Genomic DNA, 16,793 nt, shown 5'->3' on the forward strand with positions numbered 1-16,793 from the left:
TACTAGCCGTCATGCTGTGAGAACCCATTTCGCCATTTCGATGACGATTGATTTGATTTGAAGAGGAGGCCGCACGGCGGCAAGCGTGATCCTATGACAACTGAAATCCGCGTCCCCACTTTGGGAGAATCTGTGACCGAGGCGACGATCGGTAAATGGTTCAAGAAGGCGGGCGATGCCGTCAAGGCGGACGAGCCGCTGGTCGAACTCGAAACCGATAAAGTCACGCTCGAAGTCAATGCGCCAGCCGCTGGCGTGCTCGGTGAGATCGTTGCCAAGGATGGCGACACGGTTGGCGTCGGTGCCCTGCTCGGACAGATCGTCGAAAGCGGCGCTGGCGCCGCGCCGGCCGCGGCCAAGCCTGCTGCTCTTGCACCTGCTCCCACTCCTGCCGCCGCGCCTGCTCCGGCCCCGAGTGCGGGTCTGCCGCCGTCACCCGCCGCCGCCAAAGTTGCGGCCGATGCCCATGTCGATACGCAGGCGATCGATGGCTCCGGCAAACGCGGCCAGGTGCTGAAAGGCGATGTGCTCGATTATGTCGCCAAGGGCGCGGCGCCTGCTGCGGCTCCGGCCCCGGTTATCGCCCGTGCGCCCGCGCCGCAGGAAGATGGTGCGCGTGAAGAACGGGTGCGCATGACCAAGCTGCGCCAGACCATCGCGCGCCGCTTGAAAGATGCGCAGAATACCGCCGCCATGCTCACGACCTTCAACGAGGTCGACATGACCGAGGTCATGGCCCTGCGCGCGAAATACAAGGATATTTTTGAAAAGAAGCACGGCACCAAGCTCGGCTTCATGGGCTTTTTCGTGAAGGCTTGCGTCGCGGCCTTGAAGGATATTCCGGCCGTCAATGCCGAGATCGATGGTACCGATCTCATCTACAAGAACTATTACCACCTTGGCATTGCGGTTGGCACCGATAAGGGTCTCGTCGTGCCTGTCGTGCGTGACGCTGATCAATTGAGCATCGCCGGCATCGAAAAGACGATCGCGGGTTATGGCAAAAGGGCGCGCGACGGTCAGTTGAAGATCGAGGAAATGCAAGGCGGCACGTTCACGATCACCAATGGCGGCATTTACGGCTCCCTGATGTCGACGCCGATCCTGAATGCGCCGCAGTCGGGCATTCTCGGCATGCACAAGATCCAGGACCGGCCGATGGTCGTCGGCGGCAAGATCGAGATCCGGCCGATGATGTATCTGGCTCTGTCCTATGATCACCGTATCGTCGACGGCAAGGAAGCCGTGACCTTCCTCGTCCGCGTCAAGGAAGAGCTGGAAGATCCGGCCCGCCTGGTTCTCGATCTCTGATCGGGATCGGCAAATCATGAAGGAGACGGAACCGCCCAAGACGGATCAAGAAGAAACGATCCCTCAGGCTTTGTCTCCCTCATCCCTTTTCAATCATTTCCTAGCGGGGATGAGGCCGTTCCTGGGCTTTTTCTCCGCCTTTCTCCCTGAAACCGATCATCGCCCCGAAGTGAAGGATGAGTCTTCCTCACAGGATGAGCATGATCCAGCCATGAGTAGCGGGATGTCTTACGATCTTGTCGTCATCGGCACGGGCCCAGGCGGCTATGTCTGTGCGATCCGTGCGGCGCAGCTCGGCCTCAAGGTGGCCGTCGTCGAAAAGCGCAAGACCTTTGGAGGCACCTGCCTCAATATTGGTTGTATTCCCTCCAAGGCCTTGCTCTACGCCTCGGAAAAATTCGAGGAAGCGGCGCACGAACTCGCAAGTTTCGGCGTCGTGGTTGGCAAACCGACCCTCGATCTTCCGGCCATGATGAAACACAAGGACGATACGGTCGGTGCCAATGTCAACGGCGTCGCCTATCTGTTCAAGAAGAACAAGATCGACAGTTTTATCGGCCTCGGCACGATCACGGCGCCCGGCAAAGTCCAGGTCAAGGCCGAGGACGGCTCGACTCAGGACATCGAGACCAAGAACATTGTCATCGCCACCGGTTCCGAGGTCACGCCGCTGCCGGGCGTCACAATTGATGAGCAAGTCGTGGTGTCCTCGACCGGCGCGCTCGCCCTTCCCGCGGTTCCCCAAAATCTGGTCGTCGTCGGCGCGGGCGTCATCGGCCTTGAACTGGGTTCCGTCTGGTCGCGCCTCGGGGCCAAGGTGACCGTGGTTGAGTTTTTGGATCGTATCCTGCCCGGCATGGATGGCGAGGTCGCCAAACAAGCCCAGCGCATTTTCGAAAAGCAGGGCTTTACCTTCAAGCTCGGCCATAAGGTTCTCGGGGTCGAACAATCTGGCGGCAGCGCCAAGGTGACGATCGAACCGGCGGCTGGCGGCGAGAAAATCGTGCTGGAAGTCGATAAGGTTCTGGTCTCCATCGGCCGGCGCCCAGTCACCGATGGCCTTGGCCTCGATCAGGTGGGCGTCACGCTCGATCGCGGCCGTGTCGTCATCGACGATCATTTCGCGACCAATGTTCCCGGCATCTACGCGATCGGTGATGTCGTGCGCGGTCCGATGCTCGCTCACAAGGCCGAGGATGAAGGCATTGCGGTTGCCGAAATTCTGGCCGGTCAGCATGGCCATGTGAATTACAATGTCATTCCGGGCGTGGTTTATACGTCGCCGGAAATCGCGGCGGTTGGTCAGACGGAAGAGGATCTGAAGGCCAAGGGGATCACCTATAATGTCGGCAAATTCCCCTTCACCGCCAATGGCCGCGCGCGCGCCATGCGTCAGACTAACGGCTTTGTGAAAATCCTCGCCGATGCCAAGACCGACCAGGTGCTCGGCGTCCATATCATCGGACCCGTCGCCGGCGAATTGATCGGCGAGGCTTGCGTCCTGATGGAATTCGGCGGCTCAGCGGAAGACCTCGCCCGCACCTGCCATGCGCATCCGACCTTGTCGGAAGCCGTGAAGGAAGCAGCGCTCGGGGTGGATAAGCGCTCGATCCATATTTGAGAATTCAGAATTGAAGACATAGCCAAGAGCGCCCTTTCGGGGCGCTCTTTTCTTTGGAACCTTCTTCGATGCTCATCCGGCGTTAAAGGCCTCTCTTGATTAAGATCTTTCTTGATCTACATTGATCTCCAAGTAGATCCAAGGAGAGAAATCATGCAGGTCGCGAAATGGGGCAATAGCCTCGCCGTTCGCCTTCCCGCCGCGCTCGTCGAAGCCCTGGCGTTGAAAGAGGGGGATGAGATCGAAATCCATATTGCCGATGCGCGAGAATTTGCCGTGACGCGCAAACCCGGCCGAGAGGAATTGCTGCGGCGTCTTCGGGCCTTCCGCGGGCGTCTTCCTCCCGATTTCAAGTTTGATCGGGATGAGGCGAATGCCCGGTAGCTTCTTCGATACGAATGTCTTGCTCTACCTCGCATCGGGCGATCCTGTAAAAGCGGATCAGGCGGAGAAGGTCATCAATGAAGGCGGCATGATCAGTGTGCAAGTCCTGAACGAAATCACGAATGTTGCCCGGCGAAAAATGTGTCTGTCATGGGCGGAGACCCGTGCGTTTCTTTCGATGATTCGCGATTTGCTGCAGGTCCATCCTATGACCCTTGAAACGCATGAAACAGGCCTCGCCCTCGCCGAGCGCTACAATCTCTCGACTTATGACGCCATGATCGCTGCCTCAGCGCTCCAGAACGATTGCGACACGCTTTGGTCGGAGGACATGCAGGATGGGATGGTGATCCAAAACCAAGTCAGGATTATCGACCCGTTTCATTCAAGAGGCTAGAGCATCCGATCCGATTCGCATGCCTGATACTTTATATCTTTGTGCGTCATCATATTGGTAAAATACTATGCGTATTATAATATACCTCGCAATCGCTTTAAATACTCTTTTTCCTTGGTCGCAAGTTAGAGGGCAAGAAACCGGGATTAAGAATCTTGTAGTATTCTCTGGAACATGCCGATTCCAATTGATTAAAGGTTTTTTCCCGTGTGACCAAAAGGTCATTTACTCTCAGCTGTCGAATGGACGTTCTATAGTTTCATTTTCATATGAAAATACAGTATTTTCTGTTTCTGGAGGAAAAGATCGGCAGCCAAACTTAGAGAATTATTATCTAAGTATAGATACTATACGTATTAATCAAAAAAACCAAGCTGAGATTGCAGATTACGGAATGGAGGGAGAATGCCATTTCCAAATGAACAAGCCAGCTACTAAATTTCATTACATAAGATGTGATGTTTATAATCGACGAAAAGGTTCATTGTACAATTTTTATTTAGAAAATATCCAAAATTTGGATCGAACGACTGATGTCGCTGTGTCGTCGTTAGCAAGTACCGGCAATTTGAAGGTTTCTATAGCCGAGTGTGGGAAATCGAAGGTTTCTTCCGAAAAGATAGACTATTGCTCTTTCGTGATTTCGCACACAACTGATCCAAAAATTCTGGAACGGGCTTTCAACCGGCGAGGGCTCGCTTACATGGATCTAAAACGGTTTGCGGAGGCAGCGGATGATTTTACCGCTGTCATTAGACTAAATCCAAAGATCGCTGGTTATTATGACAATCGTCAATACGCTTACAAAGCACTGAGACTATTGAAAGAAGCTATGAAGGATGCAACGGAAGCAGTTCGTCTAGCTCCCACATATTCATTCGTTTACCGTAGTCGAGGTTTGTTGCTCACTGATTTGGAGCAATATGATCTTGCAGAGGCAGATTTCACAACAGCAATATCTCTTGCTCCTAAAGATGGTGGTCTTTTCGTTGATCGTGGCAAGATGTTTGTGGCGGCTAAAAAAACTCATGAAGCCGTGGCGGATTTTACTCATGCCATCGATATGGATGCAAATAACGCGATCGCGTTACGCGAACGAGGTCTTGCTTATAAGATGCTTGGTGATTATGCGGCGGCTACAGCTGATTTAAGCCTATTTGCGCGATTGGAGCCGGGCGACCAAGAGGTCAACCGTGCGCAGCACGAAATACAAAACCTACAGAAACTGCCAAATGCCGTAACGTCTCCACCTGCGAGGTTGCCGGAAGCGAAGAATTCGGACGCTGACAAAAATGGCTCGTCAGGTACTGGATTCTTTGTATCGCCGAGAGGCTATATAGTTACCAACGCTCATGTCGTTAACGGTTGCAAGGATGTGCAGATAACGTCGGGGTTGTCGCCAAAGATATCTGCTCGAATCTTGACCCAAGATTCGGCAAATGATCTCGCGTTGTTGAAAAGTGACTTGCGACCTAATACGTTGGTTCCACTCAGAGTTGGTGTGCGGATCGGCGAGAACGTTGCTGTATTTGGTTTTCCTTTAATCGGGCTACTTGCAACGAGTGGGAATTTTTCTGTTGGTATTGTTTCTGCTCTTGCAGGTCTTGGAGATGATACGCGCTATCTGCAGATATCTGCCCCAGTTCAGCCGGGTAATAGTGGTGGTCCCGTGCTCGATCAAAGTGGAAACATTGTGGGCGTGGTGGTAGCAAAGCTGGATGCCATAAACGTCGCTGCGATTACTAAAGACGTCCCTCAGAATGTAAATTTCGCAATCAAGACAAGCGTGTTGACGAATTTACTTGATGCCAATGGAGTGGACTACTCAACTGGGAGTGCAGGACAGTTTTTGCAATCGGCCGATCTCGCGGAGCGAGCAAAATCCATTGCTGTGCTGATCGAATGTGGTCCATAATTGTAATGGAAGTCGTGATTTTCTTTCCTAAGAGGCTGTTTCGAAATCCGTTCAACCATACCCTGAGGGCGGCAAACCGATATATGCAGATATCGGTTTCCAGAGGAGACTTTCCGATTTGGCTCCTCTATTTTTACGCCTTGCCTTGGGTTACGAGCACTTTCGAAACGGACCCTAAGAAATGTCGATATAGCCGAATCGGTGGCGACGAGCCGTTCCAAAATACAATTGAACCAATGATCACTACGACCAAATCATGCGGTGAAATAAGCGTGATGCAAGCTAGGTAGAGTTTGAGTAGGATCTGATCAATCCTCAGGCGAGGGCGTCTCAAGCTTTTCCGGCTCGAAGCCCCGAAACGTCGAACAAAACTCGCACGTCACGCCGATCTTGCCATTGTCGCTGACCCTGTCCTGGCGTTCGTGAGGCGTGAACACCTTCACACCGCGCTCATGAAATAGGTGGTAGAGTAGGCGTTCGTTGGAGAGGGTCGGATCGACGAGTTCATGATCCCCGATCGTGCCGACGAGAATTTTCGCCTCGCTTCAGGCATCGTCTTCAAGCAGCACCAGTTCTGCCTCACGCCTTCAGGTGCATTGCCTGGTCGGGCTCTACTCCCCTTCCAGAAGGACCTGCCGGGCGATCTGGTAGGGAAACCCCTGCCGCAACAAGGCCGCGAGCGCTTTATCGCGGCGTTTCGCGGCCTTTTCCGGCATCTCGCCTGGGCGAGGAAACAGCCTTTTGCGCCTCGCGAAAAGCCGCGCCTGTTCCAGGGGATCGAGCGCGTCGAGCGTTTCGGTGGTGGCCTCGTCACGCAAGCCCTTGCTGGCGAGATCGGCCTCGATCCGCCGGCGTGAAAATCCCTTGCTCTGCAGGGCCGTGACGCGCGCCTGGGCAAAGGTTTTATCGTCGAGGAGTTGCACCTCCTTCATACGCTCGATGACTTGCGCGAGCCTTGCTGACAGGAGAGCCGGATCGAGCTTTTCGTAGCTCGGGTCCTCCCGCGCCGCCTGTGTCTCGATCTGGCGGATTTTGCGCTTGAGATAGGCGGCGAGCCCTTGCGCGCTCACCGCGTAACGGCCGAGATAGCGCAAGGCCAAGGCTCGTAGCGCGTCGGGTTCCAGATCCGGCCGTTTCCCGGGCATCAGGCTTCGGGTTTGGCCGGGGATTTGGCTAAAAGGTCGAGCCAGGCCTGAGCCTGGTGCGCGACATTATCCGGTGCCGTGCCGCCGTAGCTTTTACGGCTCTGCACCGATTTCTCGACGCCGAGCACGTCAAAAATATCCGCATTGATGCGCGATTCGACGCTTTGCATTTCGGCGAGGCTCAGATCTTCCAGGCCGACGCTTTTGGCGGCGGCGAGCGCGACAATGCGTCCGGTCACATGATGCGCCTCGCGAAACGGCAGGCCCAGGGCACGCACCAGCCAATCGGCGAGATCGGTCGCCGTGGCGAAACCCGCCCCGGCGGCGGCTCGCATGCGAGCGAGATCGGGATTGAGATCGCGCACCATGCCGGTCATGGCGGCCAGACACAGAGACAGGCTTTGCAAGGCGTCGAAAGTGCCTTCCTTGTCTTCCTGCATATCCTTGGAATAGGTGAGCGGCAGGCCTTTCATGACGATGAGGAGGGCCGTTAGAGCGCCGATGACGCGGCCCGCCTTGCCGCGCACCAGTTCGGCTGCATCGGGATTGCGCTTTTGCGGCATGATCGAGGAGCCGGTCGAGAATTTATCCGACAGTGCCGCGAAACCGAATTGCGGCGTCGCCCAGAGCACGATTTCCTCGGCGAGACGCGAGAGATGCATGGCGCAGATCGAGGCGGCGCCGAGCGTTTCCAGCACGAAATCACGGTCGGACACACTATCGAGCGAATTGGCGGTTGGCCGGTCGAAACCGAGTGTCTTGGCGGTCTGGTGCCGGTCGATCGGGAAGGACGTGCCGGCGAGCGCCGCCGCGCCAAGGGGGCATTCATTGAGGCGGGCGCGTGCATCGCGAAGGCGAGAGCGATCGCGCCCGAGCATTTCCACATAGGCCAGGAGATGATGGCCGAACGTCACCGGCTGTGCCGATTGCAGATGGGTGAAGCCCGGCATGACGCTGCCTGCATGCGCCAAAGCTTTCTCGGCCAAAGCCTGTTGCAGGTCATGCATCTGTGCATCGAGTGCATCGATCGTATCACGCACCCAAAGGCGGAAATCGACCGCGACCTGATCATTGCGCGAGCGGGCGGTATGCAGCCGCCCTGCCGTCGGTCCGATGAGCGTCGCGAGCCGCGCCTCGATATTCATGTGAATATCTTCGAGCGCGCGGGAGAAGACGAAAGTGCCGCCCTCGATCTCGGCGCGGATCGCATCGAGCCCTTGTCGATCGTTTGGGCATCGGCTGCACTGACGATCCCGGTCGCAGCCAGCATGGCGACATGCGCCTTGGAGCCTGCTATATCCTGCAGGGCCAACTTGCGATCGAAATCGATCGAGGCGTTGATTTCTTCCATGATGGCGTCGGGGCCGCTCGCGAAACGGCCGCCCCACATCTGATTGCTCATTGGATCAAGCTCTTGGTATCGCTACTGAAGAAGGGCGGGAGAGGCTTGTGGACAGGATCGACTCTCACAATGACAGAAAATCTTGAACCAGCGGCATTGAAAACCCGCCGGCGCCGTTATGCCTTGCCCTTGATGCTGCTGTGCCTCCTGGCGCTCGGGGCGATCTCCCTATACGAGATCAGATCCCCCGGCGGCAAGAAAGCCGTGGAAAACATCGCGGATGAGCAGGCTTGTCTCGCCAGCCGCAAGGCGGCGGAGCGGATCAAGCCGCTTATCCATGGAGAAGTGGCGGCGCTGATCCTGTCGGAGGCTCCAAAGCCTGTGTCGAAGATCAGCTTCCACAGGCCGGATGGCAGCGACGCGAGCCTGGAGGATTTTGCCGGCAAAACCCTGCTTTTGAACCTTTGGGCCACCTGGTGCGTCCCCTGCCGTCAGGAAATGCCGGCTCTCGATCGCCTTCAGGCCCAGCTTGGCTCTCCCAATTTCGAAGTCGTGGCGGTCAATATTGATACGGCGAGGCTCGATAAACCCAATGCCTTTCTCGATGAGATCGGCGTGAAGAGCCTGACCCGCTATGCCGATTCCAAGGCCGAGATTTTTCAGACATTGCGTCAGGCCGGCAAGGTTTTGGGCCTGCCGACGACGATGCTGGTCGGTAAGGACGGCTGCGAGATTGCGACAATGGCGGGGCCTGCGCAATGGGATTCGGCGGAGGCGCAAGCGCTGATCAAGGCCGTGCAGGAGTTTTAGCCACCACCACATGCCTCAGAATGAGGGGGTCTTCCATTGATACCAAGTCTCATTAAAGAATGAACCTCGTGCTCCGAAATCGTTTTCTTTTATCCCTTCCGGCGAAAACGATTCCGGAATGAGGGACTCGCCTTGGGACATTCTGGAATTTTCGGCTTAGCCCTGAAAAGGCGAAAATTCCAGAAAGGCACCAACAGTCGCACTTCGCGACACTTGGTATGAGAGGATATTCCCGAGGCTATCATTCCACTCTTCCTGCCTCGCAGGCTGAAACACAGTATTCAATCGCCACCGATCTGCAATCCCATAAACACCTTCGATCACCTATATCGGAAGCGATCTATCGTGAATCCCGTAAGCATTAGAATATCCAATGGTTGGATTGCAGTCTTTGGTGTTCGAAATAGTCTGTACAGTTTATCGCGATCAACAACCTAAACGTGTACGCGGTCTCATGTGTTTGTCATGCATGGCCTGATGAACACATTGTTCTCCCTTGATGGAAATCGGGCGCGAATTTTCGGAACTATACAGTCCTGTCACAGAAATGGGCTAACGCAAGCTCAGCAGTGAACAAGGGTGGCGTTTCACGCTCCTTGTTCACGGACTGCCTCGGCTGACAAACAGCCTGTTCATCGACAGACAAGGACTCTATCCGTGGATCAACCCACTCGTCGTGACTTCGTGCGACTTGCCGCCGGCACAGCGGCTTTGTCACCTTTGCCGCTGAGCATTCGGAAGGCGCTTGCCATTCCCGCATCGGTGAAAACGGGCACGATCAAGGATGTCAAACATATTGTCATCCTGATGCAAGAGAACCGCTCTTTCGATCATTATTTCGGGACGATGCGCGGTGTTCGCGGCTTCGGCGATCGATTCCCGATCCCGCTCGCAAGTGGCAAGCCTGTCTGGTACGAGTCGGACGGCACGCGTGAGATCACGCCTTATCATCTTGATCAGAACACGATGAATGCGGCCTTGATCCCGAGCACGCCGCATAGTTTTTCCAATACACAAGCGGCCTGGAACCAGGGCAAATACGGCTTCTGGCCGGTGTTCAAGAATCAATATTCGATGGGATATTACACTCGTAACGAGATCCCGTTCCAATATGCCCTCGCGGAAGCCTTCACCATCTGCGATGGTTACCATTGTTCGGTCGCCACTGGCACCGACCCCAATCGCATCGCTTTCTGGTCCGGATCGAACTTCAACCCGGATTTACGCGCGAAAGGCGTGAACAGTACTGACGCCGATTCCGAGCCGAATAATCTGCGCTGCTGGATCAAGGGCCACTGGCCCACACCCGGTTATACCTATGCCGGTTCGGCCTTCAAATGGCCGACGATTCCCGAAGTGCTCGAACAGGCTGGCATCAGTTGGCGGATCTACCAGGATCCCAACAACAATTGGACCGGCGCGATGAATGGCTGCCTTGCCTTCGAAAGCTTCCGGACGGCCGCTCCCGGGTCTTCGATCTACAAGAACGGCATGTCGCTTTGGTCCCTCGCCGATCTGGCCAACGATGTGAAAAACGGCACGCTGCCAGCAGTGTCCTGGGTCCTGCCTTCGCAATGGCAGTCCGAACATCCCGGGGCGCCGTCGAGCCCGGCCCATGGCGGCGATTTCACGCAACAAGTTCTGGAGGCGTTGACCTCCAATCCAGCGGTCTGGAGTGAAACCGTCTTTTTCCTGACCTTCGACGAAAATGACGGCCTGTTCGATCACATACCGGCGCCGGCTGTTCCCTCGTATAATCTCGACGGAACGTTGGCTGGCAAGGCCACATTGGATGTGGCCGGTATGTATTTCATCGATGACAAGGCCCAATATCTCGATGCGCGGGATACGATCAGCGGCAATGTGAGACCATGGGGCCATGGTCCTCGCGTGCCGATGTATGTGGTATCGCCCTGGAGCCGAGGCGGCTGGGTGAATTCACAAGTCTTTTGTCATACTTCGATCGGCCAATTCCTTGAAAAGCGATTCAACATCGAGATCCCGGCGATCAGTCCGTGGCATCGCTCTGTCTCCGGTGATATGACGTCCGCGTTTGATTTCGTTCATCCAAACGATGCGGCTTTTCCGGCTCTGCCCGACATGAGCAATTATGCGCAGATCGAGGCCAAATCAATAACCTTGCCGATTGCGAACGCCCCGGCCACGCCACAGCCTCTCTATCAGGAGGGCGGCTGGCGCTATTCGCGGGCGCTTCCTTATGAATTGGATGTGCGGGGCGATATCGTCGGGAACCGCAAGCTTCACCTCTCCTTTCATAACACCGGTCAGCAAGGCGCGGTCTTTCACGTCTATGACAAGCTCCACCTCGATCGCATTCCGCGTCGCTATACTGTGGAAGCGGGGAAAACGCTCACCGACGATTTCTGGGATACACTGGCGAGCGATGCCGGACATTACGATCTCTGGGTCTATGGTCCCAATGGTTTCGTGCGGACGTTCAAGGGCACGGCGCCCAAGCTTGGTGAAAAACCCGAGCCGAAAGTGTTCTTGCACTATGATGCCAAGAACGGCGGCGTGCGTATCAAGGTGGCCAGGGACGGTTTTTATGGGGCCAAGATCACGCTCGTCGATCATTTAAATCCGCAAGAGCAGAGTCCGCTCCAAGTGCCGGTCTATGGGATGGCTGAAGAGTTTCGATCGCTGGCCCGGACAAGCAATTGGTATGATTTTACGGTCGTGGGCGATAATAATTTCGAAAGGCGTTTCGCCGGCCGTCTGGAGACTGGAAAGGACAGCATCAGTGATCCGGCCATGGCGACGACGCTCGGCTGATCAGCGTCCCCAAGTTCTGAATTGGATTTGAAAAAGCAGAAAGCTCCTTGAAAAAACAAGGAGCTTTCCATGAAAAGGGCAAGGCCCGACTTTGAAACAAGGCGAGTGCTCGTCTTGCTGAGCCAAAGGCGCACTCACCTTTTGGCTGGAACCAATCAGCCTATGTTTTCTCGATATCCGACGAAGCCAATCAACCCTGTGGTGCTGGCGGAATCGGCGTCGTCGCCGCGCTCGCAAGCGCATTGCGCAGAGCCTGTTCCTTCGTTTCATCGAAAGAGGTCTGCAGTACGGTGCCGCCGTAATCCTTGATCTGCGCGAGCACTTTATCCGTGGTCATCTCCTCGATGAGGACGAAGAGAGCCGCGCTGCCGGGCTGTATGCTTTCGGCGAGTTTCTTCATGAACTCGTCATTGATGCCGATATCGGTCAAGGCGCCCCCCACGGCGCCGCCTGCCGCTCCAAGCGCTGCGCCGAGCAGCGGATTGAGAAACAGCACACCGATCAGCAAACCCCAGAGACTGCCCGAGACCGCGCCGGCCGCCGTCGTATTGACAGTCTGGTGCAGCTTGACTTCTCCCTCGGGAGATTTGGTGGCGATCACCGCGTCGCCGAGCTTGATCAGATATTCCTGCTGCAGAGCGAACAGACGCTTGCGCACCTCCTCCGCCTTTTCCTCAGTCGGATAGACAATGACGACGAGATCGGACATTGGAAACTTTCCTCTTGCATGGATGCCGAATCGGCACGCTAGCTTGCGGCGGCAATCATGCTTTTTCAAGCCGTCCATTGACACGGGTGTCAGGATGACGGGTCCAAATCAGAGAGTTGTGATGGACAACAGCATCATCCGCGCCGCTTGCGCCCTCCTCAGCCTGTTCCTGATGGTTTCCGCCCTCTTTTTTGCCGCGGCTGTGTTCGGGCCTATGGCTTTCGCGCTTTTGATCATGGCTATTGTCTGGCCGCTCGATCAGGCTCTTCGGAAAATCCTGCCGCGTGGCCTCGCGCTCATCGTCACGATTTTCATGACATTCACGGTCGTGATCACCTTCACCTCCCTCATTACCTGGGGAGGAGGACAGATCACTCATTGGCTTGTCCAGAATCAGGGCCGTTTACAGGATCTCTACAGTTTTGGAGCGAGATGGCTTGAGGACCACGATATTTTTGTTATCGGCACGATTGCCGAACGATTCAATGTCGTCTGGTTGATCCGCGTCTTTCAGGGGATCGTAGTCAGGGCGAATAGTCTCGCCGGTTTCACTCTTCTTGTCTTCATCTTCCTGGCCATGGGCCTGCTCGAGGCCGATGCGTTCAGAAAAAATCTCCAGTCCCTTGATGTGCGCAATGAAGGGAGTCAATGGGGCAGCCGGCTGGTCGCCGCTTGTGGCGCGATTGGTGCCAAATGGCGCCGCTATATGCTGATGCGGAGCTTGGCGAGTCTGTTGACGGGCCTCTTGATTTGGGGCTTTGCCTTTGCCGTCGGGCTCGAACTCTCCGCCGCCTGGGGCGTCATGTCCTTTGCCTTGAACTATATTCCCTTTATCGGGCCTTTGGTCGCCACCATCCTGCCAACTCTCTTTGCCTTGGCACAGACGGGATCCTTGGAGACGGCCCTGCTGGTTTTGATGACGATCACCGCCATTCAGTTTCTGATCGGCAGCTATCTCGAGCCTTTGTTTACGGGCAAGGCGCTCGCCATTTCCCCGTTTTTTGTCGTCTTCGCGGTGTTTTTCTGGAGCTTTCTCTGGGGCTTGCCCGGAACCGTCATCGGCGTTCCGATCATGATCGCCTGTCTTACCATTTGTGATTCTTATCCTTCGAGTCGCTGGATCGCCGTGCTTTTGTCGGGGCGGGAGGTTGTTGAGGGGAATTGAGCGGTTTGAGCTCTTATACCGAGGGTCGCGGATCGTGACTTTGCTTCCGTTCTTGAATTTTCGCTTTTTCAGAGTCGCCTATCGGCAAGAGCGTTATTCTGTGCCCGATTGTATTCGTCTTCTCCTTCGGCTCAAACGGCGATTGTACAGAAGTAACGAAGGCTTTTATTAGATAGAAATTTAATATAATTCAATTAAATACTTGAATATAATAGAGTACTTCGTCAATCTTTATTTGCGATACAAAGATCTCCGTGGCGCCTTCCATCGTCACGAAAAGGAATCATTTCATTCCGAGGTCTTCCGGTGTTCAAGAAACTTCCTCTTGCCCAGAAATTTCTGCTGGGCTTTGCCGGCATTCTCGCCGCCGTCTTGTTGATCAGCGGCATTCTCTTCAATGCCCTTTACGGACTCGACCAGGCCTCGCGGCTCAATAACCGGCTTTCTGGCCTGGTCGCCGATATCGATCGTGGCGGCAGCGCTGTCTATTATCAGTCGCAGACGGCACGTGGCTATCTTCTGAACCATCGCGAGGACCGGCTTCCCTTCTATCAGGAAGCAACACGGACCTTCGCCGATATAATGGCCAAAGCCAAATCCAATAGCGCTGATTTCCCCGCCATTCAGCAAGTCATTGATCAATTGGAGACTGCGGGCCGTGCCTGGCGAGAGGAGGTCGGTGATCCCGAAATCGCGCTTGGCCATGATCCAGCGACCTATGAAAAGGCCATCGCGCTGGTGAATCTGCCGCATAGTGTCGATCTTATGGCGAATGTCCGAACCACTCTCACCCAAGCGCGGCAGGTGATCGACAAGGAATCGGACAAGGCGCAGGCGGCGCAGGATTATGCCCTGACCACGGCTCGCACGACCTTGATCATCGGTGCTGTCGGCTGCCTGACGCTCTCCGTGCTCATCGGTCATTGGCTGGCGCGGGTGATTGCCAAACCGATCGAGAGTCTGACGCAAGTCATGCGGCGGTTGGCCGATGGGCAGCTCGCTGGAGAGATCCCCTGCCTCGACCGATGCGACGAACTTGGCCGCATGGCGGAGGCTGTGGAGGTTTTCAAGCGCGGCATGATCGAGAACGATCGCTTAAATGCCGAGGCCAAGGCGGCGCGTGATCGCGTCGAACAGGACCGCCAGAAACGCGCCGCGATCGAGGAAGAAGCGCATCGGGCGCAGCAGATCGTCATTGAAGCCCTTGGCCATGGTTTGAAACAATTGGCCGAGGGGAATCTTCTCTCACGGCTGGAGGAGCCTTTTGGCGGGAACGCGGAGATCCTGCGCACGGATTTCAACCAGGCTGTTGCCACGCTCAATGCGACGCTCACGACCGTCAGGGCCAAAGGGGACGCGATCCGCTCCGGCACGAGTGAGATTTCAAGCGCCACCGATGATCTGTCACGGCGCACCGAGCAGCAGGCGGCCAGCCTGGAAGAGACGGCCGCCGCTCTCGATGAAATCACCGCCACCGTGAAGAAAACCGCCGAGGGCGCGACCCATGCCCGCGATGTCGTCTCCACAGCCAAGGCCGATGCCGACAAGAGCGGCGCCGTTGTCGCCGAAGCGATCAAGGCCATGGGCGGCATAGAACAATCCTCCGCCCAGATCGGCCAGATCATCGGCGTCATCGATGAAATCGCCTTTCAGACCAATCTCCTTGCCCTCAATGCCGGTGTCGAGGCGGCTAGAGCCGGTGAAGCGGGGCGCGGTTTCGCCGTCGTCGCCTCGGAAGTCCGCGCCTTGGCCCAGCGTTCGGCCGAGGCTGCCAAGGAAATCAAGACCCTGATCCAGGCTTCGAGCACACAGGTCAATCAGGGCGTCGATCTGGTCGGGGAGACCGGCAAGGCGCTCGACCGCATCGTGGCCCAGGTCAGCGAGATCAACCGGATCGTCTCGGAGATCGCCGCCAGCGCCCAGGAGCAGGCGACCGGCCTGCATCAGGTCAACACCGCCATCAACCAGATGGATCAAGTGACGCAACAGAACGCCGCCATGGTGGAGGAGACCACTGCCGCCGCTCATGCTCTGACTGATGATGGCGAGGAGCTTTCCCGACTCATCACGCGCTTCCGCATCGGTGATTCCGCAAGCTCGGTGGAGGGTGATGCAAAGCGAAATCCAGCCCGTCGCGATCTTGCCGACGGTTCGCGTCTCGAGACCGGACGGTCAAAGGCTAGAGCGGCACTGACAAGCCCGCCACCCTCCCCAGGGGCCTCCTCGGGACCGTCCGCGCCGAAGCCGGCGGGACGAGGCCTTCTACGCCCGACTTTCGAGGCAACAGCGCTCAAGCTCGGCGAAAGCCTGCCGAGCGATGAAGGCTGGGAAGAATTCTGATGATGCCCACCGATTCGCACACTTGTCTTTCAAGCCCGAGAATCGTGCCGAGAAACTCCCAGGAAGGATCTCATCGAGATGGATCATCCCTTAGACTCCGCGCTCAGCGCGACCATCGACCTGCCGGCTATCCTTGATCTGAGGGCCGCGACGCCCTTGGCGAGCGAACTGCTTGGGTGTCGGGGAAGGGACCTCATCATTGACGCTGCCAAGGTGCAACGTATCGGCGGTCAATGCCTGCAAGTCCTATTGTCCGCCGTCGCGACATGGCAGGCCGATGAAATTCCCCTCTCTATCCGCAATCCTTCGCCCGATTTCCTGGAAGCGGTCGAACTCCTCGGCATACGGCCGGCCGCTCTTTTAGAGCCTGCTTCCGTGGATGCTGCGCGGAGGGATGCGGTTCTTCTCGATAAGGATCTATCCGCATGACCAAGACTGTCCTCACCGTCGATGATTCACGCACTATGCGCGACATGCTACTCCTGACTTTGCTGGACGCGGGCTACAGGGTTCTCCAGGCCGAGGATGGCGAGAAGGGGCTCGAGGTCCTCGCCCAGGAAATCCCTGATGTCATCGTGACCGATATCAACATGCCGCGTCTGGACGGTTTCGGTTTCATCAAGGGGGTACGTGGGGATGCCCGCCACCGCGCCGTGCCGATCCTCGTCCTCACGACGGAAAGCGATGCCGAGAAAAAAGACCGCGCGCGCCGTGCCGGCGCCACCGGCTGGATCGTGAAGCCTTTCGATCCGGTCAAGCTTGTCGATGCGATCCGACGCGTCGCTGCATGATAGAACAGGTCGCCGGGAGTGCCTCGTTGGCCATTTCTAAAAGAATATTATTTTCAAATATATAGACAAT

The 16,793-nt window shown here is 56.3% G+C and carries 13 protein-coding genes and 2 pseudogenes; 11 read left to right on the forward strand and 4 right to left on the reverse strand.

What is annotated here, in order from left to right; genetic code table 11:
* The first annotated feature begins 93 nt into the window (after positions 1-93).
* From odhB to BIND_RS20320, 5 genes are all read left to right on the forward strand, one after another.
* Positions 94-1,311, forward strand: coding sequence for a 2-oxoglutarate dehydrogenase complex dihydrolipoyllysine-residue succinyltransferase (gene odhB, locus BIND_RS18350; protein ID WP_012386511.1), 1,218 nt, complete (start codon positions 94-96; stop codon positions 1,309-1,311).
* A 223-nt stretch (positions 1,312-1,534) separates the two neighbouring features.
* A complete protein-coding gene (lpdA, locus tag BIND_RS18355; protein ID WP_041779041.1) occupies positions 1,535-2,932 on the forward strand; it encodes a dihydrolipoyl dehydrogenase in 1,398 nt (465 codons plus the stop codon).
* Between the two features lie 153 nt (positions 2,933-3,085).
* Complete coding sequence (locus BIND_RS18360) at positions 3,086-3,316, forward strand: AbrB/MazE/SpoVT family DNA-binding domain-containing protein (protein ID WP_012386513.1); 231 nt, start codon at positions 3,086-3,088, stop codon at positions 3,314-3,316.
* The gene (locus tag BIND_RS18365; protein WP_012386514.1) at positions 3,306-3,713 is read left to right on the forward strand and encodes a PIN domain-containing protein; all 408 of its coding nucleotides are present in this window, start codon (positions 3,306-3,308) and stop codon (positions 3,711-3,713) included. The genes BIND_RS18360 and BIND_RS18365 overlap by 11 nt, the downstream gene beginning before the upstream one ends.
* Before the next feature lie 67 nt (positions 3,714-3,780).
* The gene (locus BIND_RS20320; protein WP_081433802.1) at positions 3,781-5,628 is read left to right on the forward strand and encodes a trypsin-like peptidase domain-containing protein; all 1,848 of its coding nucleotides are present in this window, start codon (positions 3,781-3,783) and stop codon (positions 5,626-5,628) included.
* Between the two features lie 308 nt (positions 5,629-5,936).
* Here the strand turns inward: BIND_RS20320 and BIND_RS22395 are convergent.
* The 3 genes and pseudogenes from BIND_RS22395 to argH form a co-directional block, all read right to left on the reverse strand.
* Positions 5,937-6,173 (reverse strand): annotated as a pseudogene (locus BIND_RS22395) (Hsp33 family molecular chaperone); the annotation flags it as partial.
* A 66-nt stretch (positions 6,174-6,239) separates the two neighbouring features.
* Positions 6,240-6,773 carry a regulatory protein RecX gene (locus tag BIND_RS18380; RefSeq protein WP_012386516.1) on the reverse strand — a complete coding sequence of 178 codons (534 nt, stop codon included), beginning with the start codon at positions 6,771-6,773 and terminating at the stop codon, positions 6,240-6,242.
* Positions 6,773-8,175 (reverse strand): annotated as a pseudogene (gene argH, locus BIND_RS18385) (argininosuccinate lyase). Before argH ends, BIND_RS18380 begins: the two are co-directional and overlap by 1 nt.
* 69 nt (positions 8,176-8,244) lie before the next feature.
* Here argH and tlpA point away from each other — a divergent pair.
* Positions 8,245-8,925, forward strand: a complete 681-nt coding sequence (tlpA, locus tag BIND_RS18390) for a thiol:disulfide interchange protein TlpA (protein WP_012386517.1) — start codon at positions 8,245-8,247, stop codon at positions 8,923-8,925.
* 657 nt (positions 8,926-9,582) lie between these two features.
* Complete coding sequence (locus tag BIND_RS18395) at positions 9,583-11,718, forward strand: phosphocholine-specific phospholipase C (protein WP_012386518.1); 2,136 nt, start codon at positions 9,583-9,585, stop codon at positions 11,716-11,718.
* A gap of 190 nt (positions 11,719-11,908) precedes the next feature.
* Here the strand turns inward: BIND_RS18395 and BIND_RS18400 are convergent, their stop codons facing one another.
* A complete protein-coding gene (locus tag BIND_RS18400; RefSeq protein WP_012386519.1) occupies positions 11,909-12,427 on the reverse strand; it encodes a DUF1269 domain-containing protein in 519 nt (172 codons plus the stop codon).
* 121 nt (positions 12,428-12,548) lie between these two features.
* Between BIND_RS18400 and BIND_RS18405 the strand changes: the two genes are divergently transcribed.
* The 4 genes from BIND_RS18405 (at position 12,549) to BIND_RS18420 (ending at position 16,723) form a co-directional block, all read left to right on the forward strand.
* Positions 12,549-13,592, forward strand: a complete 1,044-nt coding sequence (locus tag BIND_RS18405) for an AI-2E family transporter (protein ID WP_012386520.1) — start codon at positions 12,549-12,551, stop codon at positions 13,590-13,592.
* Between the two features lie 306 nt (positions 13,593-13,898).
* Positions 13,899-15,932 carry a methyl-accepting chemotaxis protein gene (locus tag BIND_RS18410; protein WP_012386521.1) on the forward strand — a complete coding sequence of 678 codons (2,034 nt, stop codon included), beginning with the start codon at positions 13,899-13,901 and terminating at the stop codon, positions 15,930-15,932.
* 78 nt (positions 15,933-16,010) lie between these two features.
* Positions 16,011-16,361, forward strand: a complete 351-nt coding sequence (locus BIND_RS18415) for an STAS domain-containing protein (RefSeq protein ID WP_012386522.1) — start codon at positions 16,011-16,013, stop codon at positions 16,359-16,361.
* Entirely contained in the window at positions 16,358-16,723 is a 366-nt protein-coding gene (locus tag BIND_RS18420) for a response regulator (protein ID WP_012386523.1), read from the forward strand. The genes BIND_RS18415 and BIND_RS18420 overlap by 4 nt, the downstream gene beginning before the upstream one ends.
* The last annotated feature ends 70 nt before the right edge of the window (positions 16,724-16,793 follow it).

This window comes from Beijerinckia indica subsp. indica ATCC 9039, from assembly GCF_000019845.1.
GTDB lineage: Bacteria > Pseudomonadota > Alphaproteobacteria > Rhizobiales > Beijerinckiaceae > Beijerinckia > Beijerinckia indica.